The following is a 16,610-nucleotide window of genomic DNA, read 5'->3' on the forward strand; positions in this document are numbered from 1 at the left end:
TGCTCCCCCCGCTCCCCCTGCTCCTCCTAGCGATGAGAGATTTTTTTAGTTGGAAGTCCCTTACTGGGGTGTAGCTGAACGTCCTTGCTTACCTAGCTTAATTAGAACAAAGTAGCTCAAGTAAACTACATAAATCGTTAAAGCAAGTATGGCAAGCAAGCCTAAGTCCTTGAGATGGAACATTTCTTTAAATAACAAGGGAGCCTCAAACCAGACGGTACAGTAGGGAGTTTTGATAGCAGTTTCTGATAAAGCACAACCTAAAAAAGGTATAAGAGCGATCGCACTTAAAATACAGTAAACTGTCGCCGCCCAGCGCCAAGAATTAAAAATCAATTTTAAAGAACCACTTGGCTGATACTCGATTTCATCATTGAGATCCACCCAAAACCATAGAGAAATCGGAATCAACACAAGTGCTATTAACCCAGAAATAAAGCTAATCGGATATCTAGCAATCATCAAGTAAATTGTAATCAGTAGTAGACTGGCTACTCGCCAGTAAATGATTAACAACTTTTGTATGCCTTCTGCTTTTTGCACAAACGCCCAAATTAGCAAAATTAAGGGAATTACCACCGTAAATAATACCGCTAGCCAATAATCAGTCCAAATGTAAGGGCGAAACCAAACTTCCATAGTGTTTGTTAGATGCTAAATAACTTAAGGATAAAGGGTAAAGGCTGAAGTATAAAATTTTTTATCCCTCAGTCTTTACCCTTTACACCTCTTATTTAACACTTCATTTTAGAGTTGACCATCTTTAATTGAAAAAAAAACAAGCAACTTGCAGAACCTCTACTTAAATATTTTGTAAAAACCTACACTAACCTTCGGGATAATTGCAGAATCTACCCGAAGGTATCAAGCCAGTCCGCTCAGACAAACCTCAAGTTTTTGCAGGCTAGGAGTTTTTTCTCAGGAAGTAATGCCCAAAGAATAACTCCTTAATTTTCCAACATAACTTTGTTACTTAACTCCAGTCAGTAGAAGACAAGATAATCAAAGGAAGATGGATTGAGGTTTGATGCGGGAGTAGCATGAAGGTACAAAATATTTAGCGATCGGATTCTGGTTGCTTGCCTGTTCAGACAAAAAGAAAATTGCTCAATTCAATTCCTATTCGTCGTAAACCCGGCACTCAACTGCTTCAGGGTTTTCATCACAGTACTTTTCTAAGGAGTTTTTTTGCTTCTTTTGGTTTTGGTGAGAGGCTTCAGCTTGCAGTTCTTCGACTGCATCCCAAGCCGCAGCACATTCAGGAGAGTTGCTACCTGAAACATCGCAGACAGCGCGAGCTTGTTCAACTTCTGCTTGGATTTGTTCTTGGATGTCGCTCATACCTTTAGTCTCGTTGTGTGGTGTTAATACCAGTATAGAAAAGATTCAAAAATGGCTATTTTTTGTTCTATCAATCACCATTCTACCTAATTAGCTGTTTCAATTGATGGTGTCGTCTCAGGATTGATAACCATTACAGCAAGTAGCTGCATCTATTCTAGATTCTTGTGGATCTTTTAAGATTTTATAGAGTTCAGTACTGCAAAGGCGTAGCAATACATTATATTTAGTGGATGTAGTAGAAAATGATAATCCTAATTGCCTGGGATAGAGCAGGCATTGAGGGAAGATAAACAAGGCTGGCATAAATCTACTGTGAAGATGCAATTCTTCCCAGGATAAAAAATCGAAAACTACTAGCCCAAAAAAGAAAGAAGCCCAAAACTCATGGCAGACCAAATGCAGTGGGCAAATGCCCTGTCAACCCGCCCTTCTTTGGAAGCAGCTATAGCAGATGTGGTAGAAAGGGCTGTCTCATCGTTAACAGCACCTCCGGATCTAGGACTGGTATTCATTTCATCTGCTTTTGCAAGTGAGTATTCCCGGCTTTTACCTTTGTTAGCTGAAAAGCTTTCAGTGCCCGTAATTATCGGGTGTAGTGGTGGCGGTGTAATTGGTACGACAACTAAAGGACGCACTCAAGAATTAGAAGCAGAAGCAGCCCTCAGCCTAACTCTGGCACATCTACCAGGAGTGAATATCCAAACTTTTCATGTTCTGGGCGAAGGATTACCGGACTTGGATAGTTCGCCAAATGCTTGGAACGATCTGATTGGTGTGCCTCCATCACCAGCACCTCAGTTCGTTTTGCTATCTAGTGCCTTCTCTTCGGGAATTAACAATCTATTGCAAGGGCTAGATTTTGCTTATCCTGGCTCGACAATTGTGGGTGGTCAAGCCAGTGCTGGCGGTTTGGGTGGGCGTACTGCTCTATTCTGTAACGATCGCCTCTATCGTGAAGGAACGGTAGGCTTGGCTTTGAGTGGCAATATTGTCCTAGAAACAATTGTGGCGCAAGGATGCCGACCAATTGGCGAACCAATGCAAGTCACTAAAGCCGAACGTAATATTATCTTAGAACTCGACGAGCAAGTACCTTTAGTAGTACTGCGAGATTTGATTGCCAGTCTTACTGAAAAAGAGCGGATGTTGGCACAACATTCTCTGTTTGTAGGAATGGCGATGGATGAATTCAAGCTGTCTTTGCAGCAGGGAGACTTTTTGATTCGCAGCATCTTGGGAGTAGATCCCGCAGGCGGTGCAATCGCTATTGGCGATCTCGTCCGTCCCGGTCAGCGCCTGCAATTCCACCTCCGCGATGCCCAAGCATCCGCCGAAGACTTAGAATTACTCCTAGAGCAGTATCAAAATCAACAAGTATCCGAATCCTCCGCTGTTGCAGCCTTAATGTTTGCTTGTGTCGGTCGTGGCGAAGGACTTTACGGTAAACCCAATTTTGATTCTGAGCTATTTAGACGCTACATCCAAGATATCCCCATCGGTGGCTTTTTCTGTGGAGGAGAAATTGGCCCTGTCGGTGGTAATACATTCATCCACGGTTACACATCAGTATTTGGCATTTGCCGTCAAATGAGTGCTGAGTGCTAATCAGTGCTGAGTGCTGAGTGCTGAGTCACCGAAGTTTGCTCAACGGGGGGAACCCCCGCACGCAACTTCTCGCTGAGTTTTGAATTACATTCTGACTTCTGCTGGTCTCTATTTAGTAGCAGGGTGGTGTTGTTATCAATTAGGGTGGGAGTTCCACTTGTGGCGATCGCTCCATAAGTCTCAATGTAACGCCGCACTTTTTGGGGAAAGTGGGGATAGTCTAACAGCGCGTCTCCATCGGCAATGGTTGCCCAAAAATCGCGCAAACTCGGAGCTAGTTCTTCTGCCTGCGCCAATGGTAAGTTTAATGGGTGCTGAGTTAACATTTTGACTAAAAAAGGGAAAGAGCGATCGCCCATCCACTGCCGTGATAACTTTTGTAAATTCGGGAAATCTGGTACTGATTCTACGCGATGAGATAAAATTTGCAACCATTCTCTACCGTAGTTATCCCGCTGAAACTCTAAAACACGATAAGGATGAGGATAGCTGACTAAAGAACCAGTGGTGATATCGTATACTCCTTGCGAACAGGCAACATCTTGAACGTGCAAATGCCCTGTAAATACTAGTTTGACTCCATAGCGCTGGAGCATTTGCAAAAGTTGGGGCGCATTTTCCAACATGTAGCGATTGCCAATGGGATGGCGCGATTGCTGGGGTATATGTTCAACAACATTATGATGCACCATTACTAGTACTAATTCATCAGATGCTGCTGCTAAAACTTCTTCTAACCACCTTAGCTGTTTGCTATCCAAACGCCCTACTTGCTTACCCTGCTCGTTAAAAAAGTTAGAATTTAGACCTATCAGCCTAACTCCAGGTAGCACTTGTTGAGTATAGTAAAGCTGCTTGGGATCGTCATAGCCAAACTGACGGTAATAGTTGGGAAAATCGGCAAAAGCGATTGATTGCTTATCTGCCATCAATACAGGAACATCATGATTGCCAGGAACAACATAAACTGGAAAAGGTAGCTGCGCTAAACGTTTTTGCATCCAGCTGTGGTTCTCTGGTTCCCCATGTTGAGTTAAATCTCCCGGAAGTAAGAGAAAATCTAAATCGAGTTGTGCTAGACGAGCGATCGCACTTTCAAAAGCTGGGATACTAACTTCCACTAAATGAAAACGACTTGGATGATCCCAGATTGTGTGGGGAAGCGCGATGTGTAAGTCGCTAACTATGGCAAAGCGAAAATTTAGGGACATTGATTTGTTGGAGAATTTTAAAAATAAGGGTTAAAAAAAGCTCTTTTCCACAAAGTATAACCTTGCTTTATCAAGCTGCGTAGGAGTGCGGAAACTTAACATTTATACACATTTTGCGTTTAGCGATCGCATCACACAGTGACACTTGACCAAAATCAAGATTGCAAACATTAATATCTAAAAACTAGAATAGGATATATTTTTAATTCTATAATAAAAACTGAATTAATATTATTAATAAAAATTCTCTAATACTTTATAGCTAACAAATTGTAATTAATTGAATATTTCCATAAATAATTTATTTTCAAGCGAACATAAAATTGTTATATAATTCAGTTTTACATTGATATTAACTTGTGCTGTTTCTCTCAACCTTGCCATTTTTTTTCAGTTAAAGGAGTATCAAATTTGGCCGCTGTCAGAGTCCGCCAACACGTTAACCCACTTGCTCAAAAATATCAAACACCAGCGAGTCCCCTTGATTGGAAAAATGTTTATGCACAGCCAAATCAACAGCTACATTTAGATATAGGCTGCGCGAGGGGACAATTTTTATTGAATATGGCCCAGATAGAACCTAACTGGAATTATCTGGGTTTGGAAATTCGAGAACCTTTGGTAGTAGAGGCAAATAAGTTACGTTCTGAGTTGGGTTTAACAAATCTGCACTATTTATTTTGCAATGCCAACAATTCATTACGCTCGCTGCTATCTTCTCTTCCCAGTGGAACTTTACAGCGCGTTACTATCCAATTTCCCGATCCTTGGTTTAAAACCCGCCACGCCAAACGCCGTGTAGTGCAATCAGAATTAGTCGAAGAATTAGCTGATTATCTGACAGTTGGAGGAGTAGTATTTCTACAATCAGATATGAAATTTGTGGCGGTAGAAATGCGCGATCGCTTTGCGGCTCACCGAGCTTTTGAGAAATTTGGTACAGAAGAATGGCTGATGGAAAATCCATTACCAGTTCCTACAGAACGAGAAATTACTACTCAAAAAAAAGGCGAACCTGTTTATCGCACCTTGTTTATTAAGCGAGAAGTTGCGAATTGATGCGAGCGTAAGATATTCGGACAGCACTAAGAGGGTGTTTGAAAAGTCTAAATTCATACTAACTTTTCACCCAGTCACCAGTCCCCAGTCCCCAGCTATAGCTCGATTTTTTTCACGATTTCAACTTGCTGGTATTGTTGTTTAGTCCATTCACTAAACAAATGAGCCATAATTTCAGAACGCAGCTGACGATCTAATTCCGGTTGAGAAATTTCCTCAACTAAAATTAGGTGGACTCCTTGACAGGTAACAATTGGTTTCAAAACTTGTGGTGGTTTAGCCGTAAAAACAGCCGCAGAAATCTCTGGTCGTAAATCTTGTGGACAAACTATAGCTCGATATCCGCTAGTGCGGCGTAACTCTGTATCCTGAAGATATTTATGAGCAACTTCATAGAAACTCCTTTCACCTTTGTGAATCGCATAGAAAAGTTTTAACGCCAAGTCTCGATCGTCCAAAACAACTTCAGAAATTACTGCACTTGTATAATCTAATTGGTGTTCTGTAAAGTAAGATTCGACTTTATCTGCAAACAAATAAGCAGCTAACTTTGCTGATATTAAACTGTTGCTGACAATTTCTTCAAAATTTGCTAAAGATAGACAATACTTTTCTAACCATTTCCAGGTATCTTCAGCGCTGTGGAGTTTATTAGCTAGCCGGATGCGATCGGCTGCTTTCTGAAGTTCCTTTGTTTCTACTTTTATGCCAGCTTCTTCAATAGCAGATATAATGATATTACGAGTAACAATCTGTTCAATTATTTCAGGAATTTGACAGTTAATTTGTATGTGATGAAGAATATCTTTGTTGCTAATAGTAATACTTTTTAACATGATTTTGCCCCTCAATTCAGTAACTTTTTGCAACTTTTGAAACAAAATAATTAGAAATTCATTATTTTGTTAAATTTAAGGGCAAGAATTCAGAATTATCAGAATTATCTGAAATAGTTGCTGTGAGGTCAGCAATCAAAATTTTCGCATCCTGAGCCTGTTCGATGCTATTTTCTGTGGCATTGCTGAGTTGTGGTCGTGTAGATAACCCCATCTGTTTGAGCAGTCGCTTGATATGGCGATCGCTCACCTCAATTCCAAATTCCTTTGCTAAATGTTTCTGAAGCCAGGTTGCTGTCCACCGCCGAAAAGCATAACCATAATCGCGGGGACTATTGGTAATCAGTTCTTTCAACCGCTCTAAATATTCCTCATTTACTGCTTTAGGGCGACCAATCGGACAATCTTGCCATTGATGAGCCATACCAGTACGAGCTATGTGTATCCAATGTCTTGCTGTTGCTGCACAACATCCCAAAGTTTGACAAATTTTAGTTTGAGATTTACCCTCGTCTGCTAGCAACATGATTTCAATACGCTGGCGATAGGAATCGGATAAATCTTTTTCCAAACTTTTTTGCAGAATTTTGCGTTGAAATGGTGTTAAGTACTTACCACCAGTTATAGTTGAGTCTTTGGTATCAATTTTTAGTTGGTAGTACGACATAAGCAAATTGCATTAGGATTTATGAAAGATTTTTGAGTTCTTTTTTGCAAGCTGTATGCAAAAAATCTACACTCCAAACGCGGTAAACTGTAGCGCTGGAGCGAACTGCATCGGACTGTAAATACATGCAGAAAAATGAAATTTCCGTAAATCCGATTAAGTATTTTTGTAACTCATTTTTTGGTAGCTAATAAAATACATCAGATAACTGCACTGTTGACTACGCATAGATAGCGGAAATTGCCCTGGGAGGCTGAAGTAGAAAAGCGATCGCTTCAATTGAAAAAATACTATAAGTGTGGTAGATAAGGGAATATAGCGACTCGCAAGTGATATTACTGCCAAATGATTTGTGTATGCTTGCTGTTTTGCTCTAGTTGAACGTATTGCTGGTAAAACCTTGATAACAGCAGTATTTTCATTCCTTCAGGCGCGGATGGGTAGCTGTTTGAAATCAAATTTGGGCAAATGAGCTTGAAACCCTTTTAACATCAGGCTTACGAACAAAATATCTCTTTTAGTAGCCGCGCACCTTGTCTAGAAAGGGTTTTAGCCATTTGCTGATTACTGAATAACATTTTTTTATGCTATCATTACCTCATTCGCGCAACAGAACCTTGAAAACCAAATATAGATTGTATTCCAGGCGTTCGCTGTTGAAATTTCACTTACTCCCTATTAGGGATTGAAACTTGAATCCGAAACAGATTGCTGCTACGAAATTGGCGAAGTTGAAATTTCACTTACTCCCTATTAGGGATTGAAACTTGGTATATACCAATTATAGGAAAAGGATTTTAATGTTGAAATTTCACTTACTCCCTATTAGGGATTGAAACTAAAGATAGTAACGCCGATTTATTTACTCAAGAAGGTTGAAATTTCACTTACTCCCTATTAGGGATTGAAACAGTTGGTTGGTAAATTTTGAAAAAGAAAAAGGTAAAGTTGAAATTTCACTTACTCCCTATTAGGGATTGAAACCCAATATCCAGCCATCATCTGTATAAAAGTAAGTTGAAATTTCACTTACTCCCTATTAGGGATTGAAACAATGCTTTATTTACCATGCGGGGAAAGATAGATTTGTTGAAATTTCACTTACTCCCTATTAGGGATTGAAACATTTCAAGAGTATGCAAGACTACTAAAAGATTTGTTGAAATTTCACTTACTCCCTATTAGGGATTGAAACTAGAAAAGGAGAATCTATTAGTCTTTCCCTTTATTGTTGAAATTTCACTTACTCCCTATTAGGGATTGAAACAACGCTTCGTAAGCTTCATCACAAATATCTAGTTGTTCGGTTGAAATTTCACTTACTCCCTATTAGGGATTGAAACATTTAAAATGAATAACTTTATTAACAAAGCTTGCCTAGTTGAAATTTCACTTACTCCCTAAGCCATAGATATTGATTGATATTAATTTACAACGTTTTTCAAGTAAATGAAGTACACGGGTAGGGGCACTGTTACATTCGTCCTTTGCTGCCCTTGCTCTGTTTGCATCCTGGCTATGGTTAAATCCAAGAATTAAACCACATACGTGCTTTATAACCTTCAGGTGAGAGAGGTAAACCCAAGTAAACAGGAATCCAGAACACAAGAGCAAGTACAATCAGAAAAGAAATTGTGATGCCTAATGCTCGAAGTGGACGATAATAACTGTAAAGGCATCGGTCTACAAACCAAGCGATCGCCAAAAAAGTGAATACTACAGCTGTCATGTAGTGGTAAATAAAAGCGCACCTCGTGACTTTTATCCAAGGTACTAAGTTAGTAGCATAATTTACAACTAAATACAAAGCGATCCATGTATCAACATCCAGCGTTGTCGGTAGAGAAAAACGCTTTTGTTTCACTGAAGGTATTGCCAGTTGTATTACCAGCATACCTATCAAAAATAAGATAGCAGCTGCACCAAACCACCACAAAAAAGGATTGCCCATTGCATGGACATCATAAATAACCTTTCCCGCACCTGGAGGTAAAGTAGGCCCGAATACAGGTAACGGATCGGTGACACTTCGAGCGGTTTGGTAATAATATGCCATTGGTCGAGTCATTAAAGGCCATTTATACCAAGCAGCACAGTAAGGATGTACTTTGGCATTATTCCCACCAAGGCGTTCGTGAAACTCTAATATTTGTTTGTGTACTTCTATAAATCCGTATTTTGTATCTAGTTGTAAGTGAGGAATCCAAATTAAACTGTAAATGGTGAGTGGGATAATTCCTAAAAAAAATGCAATTTGTAAAATATTTATTTGTGTCAAGTTTTGCAATAAGGGAATTTTAGCAGTAGATTGCAGCTCGCTAACGGATGCGATCGTTGAGCTACTTTTGGAACTAGTAAATAAATCATCTATTACATTTGTTGTCTGAGATGTTGCTTTGATTATCCATTGCCATACCCAATTTATTATCCAAATTAGATATATGCCTATGAGAAAAAATAAACCGTTCCATTTTGTAGCGATCGACGCACCAAAAGCGATACCAGCAAGTGCTAAATAAATGTGTCTTTGTTTATAATTTGCCAATGCTACTAAAAATAACCACTGCCCTAATAAACCAAATAAAACTATATAAATATTAATCAAGGCATAGCGCGATTCTACAATAAATATACCGTCACAAGCAGTGAAAAACCCAGCAAGTAAAGCAAAGCTACGACGATAACTTAATTGATAAGCAATACCAGCAATAATTAAAGGAATAAAAGAACCTGAAAACGCATTAATCCAACGATAACTCCAAGGCGACAACAGCGAACCTGTTAACCCGTTTACCGTATCTTGCCCAAAGGGAACATGACTGCCAAGCCATATTCCCACCGCAATCATGTATTTACCTAGCGGCGGATGACCATCAAAAAATGGGACATGGGTAAGATAGTCATTGCCAAATTTAGCATAGTAAACTTCATCAAATACCAAGGTATTAAATCTTCCCAATCCCCAAAAACGTAAAGCAAGTGAGAAGAGAAATATACCCGCTAGCCCAATTTGGAACCATTTTTTAGTCATTAGTCAGTTGTCAGTTGTCAGTTGTCAGTTGTCAGGAGGCAGAAGTCGCAAGTCGCAAGTTATTCTATCTCACTCCCTTGTCTCCCTTGTCTCCCTTGTCTCCCTCATCTCCCCCAGCCCCTCTGCCTCATCCCTCACGTACTGTTACTGGATGGCTAACAACGCCTCCATACAGCAATCCCACATCATTCCACGGAACTGTACTCGGCTGGGTGTTACCTAAATTGTCAGTAGCACGAGCTTGCAAAGAATACTCCCCAGGAACTGGGTTCCAGTCAACATCCCACCGCACCCATGCAAAAGGAAGATTTGGTTCTCTCAAACGGGCAAATTGCCAAGTTTTGCCACCATCCAGACTGACTTCCACACGTACAATCTTGCCTTTACCAGACCAAGAACGCCCGCGCAGCAAGTAATTTCCAGCAGAAAGGGTAGCTGGCCAAGCCAACTCGAAGGCACTTTTGACATTTTGGTAAGTAATTGGCTTACCTTTATACGGAGAAATCGCTGGGTAATCTGGGCCAATCAGTACCATCTGCTCTAGTACCCACTGGGTATATATTGGTGTTTCGGAAACTTCAATGCGCTCAATCCATTTGACATTGGCATTTCCTCCCCAACCAGGAAATATGACGCGGCATGGCTGACCGTGGTCTGGGGGGAGTGGTTCCCCATTCATGGCATAGACAACGAGGGAGTTATCTGCTGTTGCTTTGGCGATCGGAACTACACTGTTAAATTTGGATGGCTTTGTCCCTTTTTCATCCAGCGAAGCCAAATCTGCCCCCTCAACTAATACGTCCCTGGCGGTAGATTTCAATCTGGCTCGCTCTAATAATATGCTAAGTGGTACGCCAGTCCACTCAGCTACGCCAATAGCGCCTAGTCGCCACCGCGTTCCGGAAAGAGGTGTGTTGTAAGCCTCCTCAAAAAAGCGCCGACCATTGGCAGCACACTCAATGGCACTAGTGACTGAGATTGAGGGCATAGCGATGATTTCATCGTATGTAAACTCACAAGGAATAGAAACGCCAGTTCCTTCAATCCGCAAACGCCATGTAGCTGGATCAAAAGGAGGAGGGGTATTGCGGTTGTGAACGTAGAACCAATCGTTTGGCACTAAATAGCCACGCCCATACATTGTTTGCCAGTTCATCTCTAATGTGCCCTTGCTATGAGAGATATATCCTGGTGGCAATGGCTTCAGTATCTTATTACCCTTTGTTTTGAAAGCATTTGATGTATTTGTCTGACTGCGAGCTGGTAGAGGTTTTGCTAACCCTCCGATGGCTGTTCCGCCAACCATAGTGGCTAGTATTTGCAGAAAGCGTTGGCGCGAAATACCTGCTTGTGTGCTTTTTTGCCAGATGTACTCGTCAACCCGTGCCTTTATGTAATCTTCTTGGTCAAAGAGGTTTTCATCACTCAAGCTATTACCTTCTTTTGATTCAATATTTTCAGGTAGCAAAAGATAAGTCTACTTTTGCTACCCGAGAAATAGGCGGACAAAATTAAATTCATGAGTAGAAATAGGGAACTGACAATAAAAAAACAAAGCGTGTAATTAATTTTGTCTAAATACTTATTCTTGCCAAGTATAACTTTTGGAGCGAATCAGGAGTCAGATTACTCATCGATCGCTGTCCAAACACCAGTTGTCTGATTTTGGGTGTAATAGGGCAAGTAATAATCTAATCCATTTTGGGCTATTTCCGAAATTGCATCAAGGAAGCGATCGCAGTCTTCAAGGGTGTTATATACGGCGAAGCTGGCCCGGATAATGCTAGGAATGTTGCGCGTAATTCCACTTTCAACTTCTTTGGCAATCTCGCAGTCTTGCTCGTCGGAAATATTCTTGAGTTTGCGAATGTATTCGTATGTGCAGAATGCTCCAGCTCGCACCCCAATGCCATATTCTTGTGCCAAAATCTCCGCCACTAAGCGACCGTCAAACCCATCAATATCGAAGGGAATCACATGAGCTAAATTATCTCCTGAGATATGTACTTTCACACCAGGAATGGCCTGAAGTCGCGTGAATGTGAAGTCAACTAGAGAGTGTTCGTAATTAGCGATGCGATCGCGCCCCAGTTCTTCTATAATCTGAATTGCTTTTGCAATGGCGATCGCACCCATGGCGTTTGGCGTTCCTGGATCGTGCGCTCGTTCTGTGTAAAAACGCTTGATTTCGAGGTTTCTGGTAATGTAAGGCAAATTGCCACCACCAATTTGATAAGGGTAAGAGCCGTCAAAAAACTCCTTCGGCCCCAGTAAAACCCCTGTTCCATAGGGAGCATACATCTTGTGTCCGGAGAAAGCGACAAAATCCAAATGACATGGGTCGTCATCTGCACGCATGTCTACCCGCTCGTGTTGGATTAACTGACAAACATCAGCAAACATCTTCGCACCATATTTATGTGCTAATGCCGCAAGTTCGTAAATAGGAGGTCTGTAACCTGTAATAGTCGAAGCACCTGTAATGGTGAGTAATTTGATTTGCTCGGCTTTCGGGCGATTTTGATGTGCCTTAAAGATATTTTCAATTTCAGCGAGACTCACACTTCCGTCTGGTTGAGTTCTATATTGGACAACTTCATCTCTAGTTACCCAAGGCAGCAAATTTGAAGAATGCTCAATGTCAGAGACTAAGATTTTTCCAGGCCTTTTTGCCCAGAGTGTGGCGGCTCCATTGATTGCTTCTGTCGTATTCTTTGCAAAGATGACATAGTTCTGTGAGGACGAATTCACAAACTCCCGAATAATGTCCCGACTTGCGTCATATTCTTGCGTTGTAATGATGGACTTTTGCCCAGAGCCTCGATGTACGCTGCCATAAGTATCAAGCATCTGGTTTACATACTGCTTCAGGCTGGCAAAAGGAGTAGTTGTGGCTCCATTATCTAAGTTGATGTACTTGACATAGTTACCGTTACGAGTTTTCACCTTAAAAGATAGAGATTCATCTGTAAATAAGGGTCTAATTTCTTGGTTCCAAAAGCTATCAAAATGGTCTACAAACTGTAACGGTTGTGCGGATTCTTGCTTGCTTTTAGTGCTTAATGCAAGTGTATCAGTCATTTTTTGTACCCTTATTTTCAGTTTGGAATTTTTCCACAAGCTTAACTTTCACAGAGATTTATCCAAACCACCAAAAATATTAATCTCCACTATCTTTAGTGTTTAGCAGTACTTTGTTACTCGGTTAAAACTCAGTAGATTTAATGATTTTTTAATAATTTTTTAGAAAAAGTAGCCGTGATTATATTTAATTATTCAAATTTTATTTAATTTTATTATACATTGTATAAATAATTTTAAATTTATTAAGTAAATTCTAGATTTTTTCTCGGAGTTTTTAAAAAAACTAGATGTACTATAGGTAAATTTATCGTAAATTATTTGACTTACGAAGGCTGAAAGTGTTTTCTATAAAGGGATTTACCAATTAAAAATTCTGTACTAATTTCTGATAGAGCTTTAGTAATATTTTATCAATCGAGCTATAAATAATGTTTTTAATACAACAACACTATTAAGTATTTTCTCTAAAAAGTCAAGATTTATTGACTTTACACTTAAAGTAGAAACTCTTAGTTGTTTATTGACATGAGTGGTAATTGCCTAAAATTATAGAAATATCTATTGTTTGAGAGATATCAACACGGCATCTATCTTAAGTAAGAAATAAATCAGTATAAAAATGTCTTATTAAAGACATTTTTATATCTATCTTAGGTTAGTTGCAATTATTGTAAAAATAAAAAATTTGAGATGTTTTTACTGGTCGCGGCGTTAGCTCTGGATACTGGGAAAAAGTTTTTTAAAATTTGGTGGGTCAAAGCCCGCACCAGAATATGAGCGTTTGATATACCACTACCCCAATCCCTTTTAATTTGTAAGTCCCTGAGAATACTTAAAATTGCAATTGGCGACGGGGATTTTCAGCACATCACCAAACCCCAGTCGCCTTGATAAACTAGCTACTCAACGCCTTTAAGAACCGTTGTAAGCTTTTGAACATACTAGGTTTCTTCGTGGGTGTAGCTTCTTTAGTTGTTTGCGAGTTTCCCTTCATGAGGATCAAATCCAAGTCATCGCCGGAAGGTTTTTTAGGTAATTCGGTGATTTTTTGATACTCGCCGCTATTTTCTACCCATACTTCCCACTGTCCGGGGTAGCAGCGAAATAAGGCAGTTTCCTCATCTACAGGGCGCAGGTAATAAGAGGATTCAATGGTGCTAAGAAAGCGATCGCGGATTTGCCTAGCAGCGTAACCAATGCCTACAGTGGCTGCATCTTCGAGGCGAGGATTTAAAATCACTAAAGGGCGATCGCCGATTTCCTGACATAGCTTTTCCATTTGCGGGACTTCTACGGCAGTGGGGGCAACAAACAAAAAAATTTCATCTTCTGGCTGAATTTTTGCTTGTAGGGAAGCAGCCCTTCCCGTACCGATATCTGAAATTTTAAATCGTGCATCTGCCCAATCACGACGCGCTAGGGCAGCAGCACCAGCATCGGTAAAGAAAACCTTCAAGCGGGATTCATATTCTGCAAATACGGACAGAAAATCTTCTGCTATTAGCTGCTGTTTGAGTTCTGGGAACAAAAACTCAACTTGTAGGCGAGTATAGCCATCGGCGAGGGCAGCTTGGGTTGCTACTCGTGATTGGGCGATCGCATCTTCAAGACTGTTGGGAAGTTCGCTCATAATATCTATCGTGCTGTAGTGTCTACTTTCATTGTTTCAGGATTGGCTCTATTAGATTATTGAGTGCGGCAGCAATTCATAATTAAGAAGGTTAGATTAATATGGGTTTACCAAGCCCCCTTCGGGGCGGGGGTAGTGGGTAGGGGATAGGGTGTGGGGGAAGAATTAGCCCCGAAATAAGGTTTAAAGCCTCGCCACGTTAGGGCGAAAAAATCCTTATATTGTAAGGAAGGTTGAAACCCCACCCGCAAGTGGTGTGGCTTAATTTCACTACACCCCACACCCTGTTTAGCAGCTTGCTACCTGTGGTCTTATTCTTAGAGAATTGGTCTAATGTCTAAAAAGCCTTTTGAAAACGCTTTGTTTGCCTCACACAGTCATAACCGTCACTCAGATAAATGGCACGAGAGGGTAACGCAAGTAGCTTATCGCTTTAACCAACAGTATCAAAATCAATCCTTTGAGCTACCAGCAGAAGTGCAAGCGATGCCAATATATCAAGAGTGGGTTGCTGGTATTTTGGCAGGGAGAATTGTTTCTCCTTTTTGGGAAATTGCTGAACCGCAAAAAAACCAACACTGTTTGGATATTGGCTGTGGTGTCAGCTTTTTGATTTATCCTTGGCGAGATTGGCAAGCATTTTTTTACGGACAAGAAGTTAGTAATATTGCGCGGGATACGCTTAATTCTCGTGGTTCGCAATTGAACTCAAAATTATTCAAAGGTGTTGAGTTAGGCCCGGCTCATTACTTAAACTACTCTCAGAATCAGTTTGACTTGGCGATCGCTACAGGATTTAGCTGTTACTATCCGCTGGAATATGGTAGCGCTGTATTGGAAGAAGTCAAACGAGTCTTGAAGCCAGGCGGACATTTTGTGTTTGACATCCTCAATCCCGAACAACCTTTAGCAGAAGATTGGGCAGTTCTAGAAACCTATTTAGGTGCGGAGGTGTTTCTAGAACCTGTAGCTGAATGGGAAAAAACCATAAAAGCTGCTGGTGCTAAAGTAGTTGCGCGGCGATCGGGAGAATTATTTGAGTTGTATAAGGTGCGATTTTGATACTGTCGATTGCCAAATAGTTTGACGACTTAACAAATCTATTTTTTAGAAATAATCGCCCTGATGAACGCATGGATATTAAAGGCGTTAAGGGTTTAACTCCATGTGAAATTGCTATCCTCAAAGCACTAGATGCAGTAGAATAATAAAAAATATAAAAGGAAAAATACATAAAAACAAATTGTTTAATTTATAATCATTAAATTTCCGCAATATATGGAAATAACAAAAGTATCCAGTGAGGGACAAATAATTATTCCTGAAGAATTGCTAAAAGCTTCTGGCTGGAAAACCGGACAGGAATTAATAGCTATTAATATGGGTGATGGTATTCTTCTCAAACCCAAGAAGCCTTTTGCAGAAACTACCTTAAGTCATGTTGCAGGCTGCTTGAAATATCAAGGATCGCCAAAATCTTTAGAAAATATGAATGATGCCATTCGTCAAGGTGTAGAGGAATCATGGCATGGTGGCAGTTGATACTAATATAATTGTACGCCTATTGACACAAGATGATGAATTACAGTACCGAAAGAGTCGAGAAATTTTTCAAAACAAAAATATTTTTATACCAGATACTGTTGTTCTAGAAACTGAGTGGGTACTAAGGTTTGCTTATACCCCTCTTCTGTCACTTTCCGGAATAAGCAAGTAGTTCAGGAGCTAAATCATCCAGAAGCATAATAGGGTTTAAATTGATTCATTGCGGCAATTAAATGATTGAATCCCAGTAACAAATGTGAATTAGGGAAAATACTTAACCAAGGATAAATTAACCAAAATAGTAAAAGTGGTTGGATAATGAGACGCAGATTATTTAAAGCATTCTTCCATCCAGATTCATGGTTCCATTGCGGATGGTTAGAAAAATCAACATCACTCAGATCTTGTGCCTCAGTCTCAAGTTGACGAGATTGATTTAAGCCTAATAAGACGGAAGAATTTAAACTAATCATCGTGTAAACACAAAAAATAATCTCCCACCACCTCTCAATATGTTGAAAATTGGTGAAACGGTAATCTGTCCAGCCTAGCTCTTGTTTACACTGTCGAAATCCATATTCTACCCAGGTTCTTAATC

Annotated in this window: 14 protein-coding genes, 1 pseudogene and 1 CRISPR repeat array; of the genes and pseudogenes, 5 read left to right on the top strand and 10 right to left on the bottom strand. The window is 40.2% G+C overall.

Features of this window, described 5'->3' with window-relative positions; all coding sequences use genetic code 11:
* Positions 1-60 precede the first annotated feature (60 nt).
* On the bottom strand, positions 61-639 hold the full coding sequence (locus I8752_RS18560; protein WP_214433780.1) for a DUF3177 family protein: 579 nt from the start codon (positions 637-639) through the stop codon (positions 61-63).
* A 480-nt stretch (positions 640-1,119) separates the two neighbouring features.
* A complete protein-coding gene (locus I8752_RS18565) occupies positions 1,120-1,341 on the bottom strand; it encodes a Calvin cycle protein CP12 (RefSeq protein WP_214433781.1) in 222 nt (73 codons plus the stop codon).
* Between the two features lie 387 nt (positions 1,342-1,728).
* On the opposite strand from I8752_RS18565, the gene I8752_RS18570 reads away from it, so the two are divergent.
* Positions 1,729-2,949, top strand: a complete 1,221-nt coding sequence (locus I8752_RS18570; protein WP_214433782.1) for an FIST signal transduction protein — start codon at positions 1,729-1,731, stop codon at positions 2,947-2,949.
* Here the strand turns inward: I8752_RS18570 and I8752_RS18575 are convergent.
* Positions 2,946-4,160, bottom strand: a complete 1,215-nt coding sequence (locus I8752_RS18575) for a metallophosphoesterase family protein (protein WP_214433783.1) — start codon at positions 4,158-4,160, stop codon at positions 2,946-2,948. The two genes, I8752_RS18570 and I8752_RS18575, sit on opposite strands and share 4 nt — an antisense overlap.
* A gap of 411 nt (positions 4,161-4,571) precedes the next feature.
* Here I8752_RS18575 and trmB point away from each other — a divergent pair, with 411 nt between their 5' ends.
* Complete coding sequence (gene trmB, locus I8752_RS18580; RefSeq protein ID WP_214433784.1) at positions 4,572-5,219, top strand: tRNA (guanosine(46)-N7)-methyltransferase TrmB; 648 nt, start codon at positions 4,572-4,574, stop codon at positions 5,217-5,219.
* Positions 5,220-5,314: 95 nt separating this feature from the next.
* On the opposite strand, the gene I8752_RS18585 is transcribed toward trmB, so the two are convergent.
* The 6 genes from I8752_RS18585 to I8752_RS18610 all read right to left on the bottom strand — a co-directional run bounded on the left by I8752_RS18585 (position 5,315) and on the right by I8752_RS18610 (position 14,467).
* On the bottom strand, positions 5,315-6,055 hold the full coding sequence (locus tag I8752_RS18585; protein ID WP_214433785.1) for a foldase protein PrsA: 741 nt from the start codon (positions 6,053-6,055) through the stop codon (positions 5,315-5,317).
* 61 nt (positions 6,056-6,116) lie between these two features.
* Positions 6,117-6,722 carry a helix-turn-helix domain-containing protein gene (locus I8752_RS18590; RefSeq protein WP_214433786.1) on the bottom strand — a complete coding sequence of 202 codons (606 nt, stop codon included), beginning with the start codon at positions 6,720-6,722 and terminating at the stop codon, positions 6,117-6,119.
* Positions 6,723-7,377: 655 nt separating this feature from the next.
* Positions 7,378-8,065: a CRISPR direct-repeat array (repeat unit 37 nt; unit sequence GTTGAAATTTCACTTACTCCCTATTAGGGATTGAAAC).
* A gap of 179 nt (positions 8,066-8,244) precedes the next feature.
* Positions 8,245-9,753, bottom strand: a complete 1,509-nt coding sequence (locus tag I8752_RS18595; protein ID WP_214433787.1) for a dolichyl-phosphate-mannose--protein mannosyltransferase — start codon at positions 9,751-9,753, stop codon at positions 8,245-8,247.
* A gap of 127 nt (positions 9,754-9,880) precedes the next feature.
* Entirely contained in the window at positions 9,881-11,221 is a 1,341-nt protein-coding gene (locus tag I8752_RS18600) for a sulfite oxidase (RefSeq protein WP_225895746.1), read from the bottom strand.
* Between the two features lie 158 nt (positions 11,222-11,379).
* Complete coding sequence (locus I8752_RS18605; protein WP_214433788.1) at positions 11,380-12,834, bottom strand: aminotransferase class V-fold PLP-dependent enzyme; 1,455 nt, start codon at positions 12,832-12,834, stop codon at positions 11,380-11,382.
* 898 nt (positions 12,835-13,732) lie between these two features.
* Positions 13,733-14,467, bottom strand: coding sequence for a DUF1995 family protein (locus tag I8752_RS18610; RefSeq protein ID WP_214433789.1), 735 nt, complete (start codon positions 14,465-14,467; stop codon positions 13,733-13,735).
* Between the two features lie 333 nt (positions 14,468-14,800).
* Here I8752_RS18610 and I8752_RS18615 point away from each other — a divergent pair, with 333 nt between their 5' ends.
* The 3 genes from I8752_RS18615 to I8752_RS18625 all read left to right on the top strand — a co-directional run bounded on the left by I8752_RS18615 (position 14,801) and on the right by I8752_RS18625 (position 16,184).
* Positions 14,801-15,529, top strand: coding sequence for a class I SAM-dependent methyltransferase (locus tag I8752_RS18615; protein WP_214433790.1), 729 nt, complete (start codon positions 14,801-14,803; stop codon positions 15,527-15,529).
* 216 nt (positions 15,530-15,745) lie between these two features.
* Positions 15,746-16,009, top strand: a complete 264-nt coding sequence (locus I8752_RS18620; protein ID WP_214433791.1) for an AbrB/MazE/SpoVT family DNA-binding domain-containing protein — start codon at positions 15,746-15,748, stop codon at positions 16,007-16,009.
* Positions 15,996-16,184, top strand: coding sequence for a PIN domain-containing protein (locus I8752_RS18625; protein ID WP_225895747.1), 189 nt, complete (start codon positions 15,996-15,998; stop codon positions 16,182-16,184). The genes I8752_RS18620 and I8752_RS18625 overlap by 14 nt, the downstream gene beginning before the upstream one ends.
* Before the next feature lie 13 nt (positions 16,185-16,197).
* Here I8752_RS18625 and I8752_RS18630 read toward each other — a convergent pair.
* Positions 16,198-16,610, bottom strand: a pseudogene (locus tag I8752_RS18630) (IS701 family transposase); the annotation flags it as partial.

The organism is Dendronalium phyllosphericum CENA369, from assembly GCF_016056275.1.
GTDB classification, from domain to species: Bacteria; Cyanobacteriota; Cyanobacteriia; order Cyanobacteriales; family Nostocaceae; genus Dendronalium; species Dendronalium phyllosphericum.

Coding starts and splice junctions, on each gene's coding strand:
- I8752_RS18560 (WP_214433780.1), bottom strand. CDS start 639: ATGGAAGTTTGGTTTCGCCCTTACATTTGGACTGATTATTGGCTAGCG.
- I8752_RS18565 (WP_214433781.1), bottom strand. CDS start 1,341: ATGAGCGACATCCAAGAACAAATCCAAGCAGAAGTTGAACAAGCTCGC.
- I8752_RS18570 (WP_214433782.1), top strand. CDS start 1,729: ATGGCAGACCAAATGCAGTGGGCAAATGCCCTGTCAACCCGCCCTTCT.
- I8752_RS18575 (WP_214433783.1), bottom strand. CDS start 4,160: ATGTCCCTAAATTTTCGCTTTGCCATAGTTAGCGACTTACACATCGCG.
- I8752_RS18585 (WP_214433785.1), bottom strand. CDS start 6,055: ATGTTAAAAAGTATTACTATTAGCAACAAAGATATTCTTCATCACATA.
- I8752_RS18590 (WP_214433786.1), bottom strand. CDS start 6,722: ATGTCGTACTACCAACTAAAAATTGATACCAAAGACTCAACTATAACT.
- I8752_RS18595 (WP_214433787.1), bottom strand. CDS start 9,753: ATGACTAAAAAATGGTTCCAAATTGGGCTAGCGGGTATATTTCTCTTC.
- I8752_RS18605 (WP_214433788.1), bottom strand. CDS start 12,834: ATGACTGATACACTTGCATTAAGCACTAAAAGCAAGCAAGAATCCGCA.
- I8752_RS18610 (WP_214433789.1), bottom strand. CDS start 14,467: ATGAGCGAACTTCCCAACAGTCTTGAAGATGCGATCGCCCAATCACGA.
- I8752_RS18615 (WP_214433790.1), top strand. CDS start 14,801: ATGTCTAAAAAGCCTTTTGAAAACGCTTTGTTTGCCTCACACAGTCAT.
- I8752_RS18620 (WP_214433791.1), top strand. CDS start 15,746: ATGGAAATAACAAAAGTATCCAGTGAGGGACAAATAATTATTCCTGAA.
- I8752_RS18625 (WP_225895747.1), top strand. CDS start 15,996: ATGGTGGCAGTTGATACTAATATAATTGTACGCCTATTGACACAAGAT.